Origin of the sequence: Synechococcus sp. CCAP 1479/9, assembly GCF_019038535.1 — a bacterium.
GTDB lineage: Bacteria > Cyanobacteriota > Cyanobacteriia > PCC-6307 > Cyanobiaceae > Cyanobium.
In genome coordinates, this window is record NZ_JAFKRK010000013.1 from 1 (window position 1) to 2,717 (window position 2,717).

The 2,717-nt window shown below is 55.0% G+C and carries 1 rRNA gene; it reads left to right on the forward strand.

The annotated features are described in order from the left end of the window. A 23S ribosomal RNA gene (locus KUG38_RS04245) occupies nt 1-2,715 on the forward strand; the annotation flags it as partial. Nucleotides 2,716-2,717 lie beyond the last annotated feature (2 nt).

Below are 2,717 nucleotides of genomic sequence, written 5' to 3' on the forward strand. Positions count from 1 at the left end.
CGAGCCAACCCAGCGAACTGAAACATCTTAGTAGCTGGAGGAAAGGAAAGTAAAAACGACTCCCTAAGTAGCGGCGAGCGAACGGGGAAGAGCCTAAACCGATGGTTTCGACCATCGGGGTTGTGGGACAGCAACGTGGACCAGGGACGTTAGTGGAAGCGTTTGAAAGGCGCGCCATAGAGGGTGAAAGCCCCGTACGCGAAAGCGAAACTGGCCTAGCTGTATCCCGAGTAGCACGGAGCACGTGAAATTCCGTGTGAATCCGCGAGGACCACCTCGTAAGGCTAAGTACTCCTGTGTGACCGATAGCGAAACAGTACCGCGAGGGAAAGGTGAAAAGAACCCCGGGAGGGGAGTGAAACAGAACATGAAACCGTGAGCTTACAAGCAATGGGAGTCCTACTCATAGGATGACCGTGTGCCTGTTGAAGAATGAGCCGGCGACTTATAGGCACTGGCAGGTTAAACCGGAAATGGTGGAGCCATAGCGAAAGCGAGTCTGAATAGGGCGTTGGTCAGTGTTTATAGACCCGAACCCGGGTGATCTAACCATGGCCAGGATGAAGCTTGGGTGATACCAAGTGGAGGTCCGAACCGACTGATGTTGAAAAATCAGCGGATGAGCTGTGGTTAGGGGTGAAATGCCAATCGAACCCGGAGCTAGCTGGTTCTCCCCGAAATACGTTGAGGCGTAGCGTCTAGTGCTATAGCAGGGGGGTAAAGCCACCGTTTCGGTGCGGGCTGCGAGAGCGGTACCAAATCGAGACGAACTCTGAATACCCTGTGTGAAACTAGGCAGTCAGACTGTGGGGGATAAGCTCCATGGTCGAAAGGGAAACAGCCCAGACCGCCAGCTAAGGTCCCCAAATCAACGCTCAGTGATAAAGGAGGTGGGATTGCCCAGACAACCAGGAGGTTTGCCTAGAAGCAGCCATCCTCAAAGGAGTGCGTAATAGCTCACTGGTCGAGCGATCCTGCGCCGAAAATGAACGGGGCTAAGCGTTGTACCGAAGCTGCGGATTTAACTTGTTAAATGGTAGGGGAGCGTTCCATGTGGGGCGAAGCGTTAGCGTAAGCGGGCGTGGACTGCATGGAAGTGAGAATGTCGGCTTGAGTAGCGAAAACATGGGTGAGAATCCCATGCCCCGAAACCCTAAGGGTTCCTCCGGCAGGCTCGTCCGCGGAGGGTTAGTCAGGACCTAAGGCGAGGCCGAAAGGCGTAGTCGATGGACAACAGGTCAACATTCCTGTACCTGTCATGTTTTGGGAAGGGGGACGGAGAAGGCTAGCCCAGCCAGAAGTTGGTTACTGGTTCAAGCGTTCGAGGCGTTGAGAAGTGGCGAAAACACTTTGAGCTGAGGCGTGAGTACGAGCTGCTACGGCAGCGAAGTGGGTGATGTCAAGCTTCCAAGAAAAGCCCTATACCCGTTAAGGCATGACGGCCTGTACCCGAAACCGACACAGGTGGGGTGGTAGAGAATACCGAGGGGCGCGAGGTAACTCTCTCTAAGGAACTCGGCAAAATGGCCCCGTAACTTCGGGAGAAGGGGTGCCACCGCAAGGTGGTCGCAGTGAAGAGGCCCAGGCGACTGTTTACCAAAAACACAGGTCTCCGCTAAGTCGCAAGACGATGTATGGGGGCTGACGCCTGCCCAGTGCCGGAAGGTTAAGGAAGCTGGTCAGCGTAAGCGAAGCTGGCGACTGAAGCCCCGGTGAACGGCGGCCGTAACTATAACGGTCCTAAGGTAGCGAAATTCCTTGTCGGGTAAGTTCCGACCCGCACGAAAGGCGTAACGATCTGGGCGCTGTCTCGGAGAGAGGCTCGGCGAAATAGAATTGTCTGTGAAGATGCGGACTACGTGCACCCGGACAGAAAGACCCTATGAAGCTTTACTGTAGCTTGGTATTGTGCCCGGGCTCTGAATGCGCAGGATAGGTGGGAGGCTTTGATCCATTGCTTGTGGGTGATGGTGAGCCAACGGTGAGATACCACTCTTTCAGAGCTAGGGTTCTAACGGTCACCCGTCATCCGGGGACCGGACAGTATCAGGTGGGCAGTTTGACTGGGGCGGTCGCCTCCTAAAAGGTAACGGAGGCGCGCAAAGGTTTGCTCAGGCTGGTTGGAAATCAGCCGACGAGTGTAAAAGCAGAAGCAAGCTTGACTGTGAGACCTACAAGTCGAACAGGGACGAAAGTCGGCTTTAGTGATCCGACGGTTCTGAGTGGAAGGGCCGTCGCTCAACGGATAAAAGTTACTCTAGGGATAACAGGCTGATCTCCCCCAAGAGTTCACATCGACGGGGAGGTTTGGCACCTCGATGTCGGCTCATCGCAACCTGGGGCTGAAGTCGGTCCCAAGGGTTGGGCTGTTCGCCCATTAAAGCGGTACGCGAGCTGGGTTCAGAACGTCGTGAGACAGTTCGGTCCATATCCGGTGCATGCGCAGGAATATTGAGAGGATTTCTCCCTAGTACGAGAGGACCGGGAGGAACGCACCTCTGGTGTGCCAGTTATCGTGCCAACGGTAAACGCTGGGTAGCCATGTGCGGAGAGGATAACCGCTGAAAGCATCTAAGTGGGAAGCCCACCTCAAGATGAGTATTCCCATGGCGTTAGCCAGTAAGGTCACGGGAAGAACACCCGTTGATAGGCTCTACGTGGAAGCCGGGTAACCGGTGAAGCGGAGGAGTACTAATAGACCGAGGGCTTGACCAACA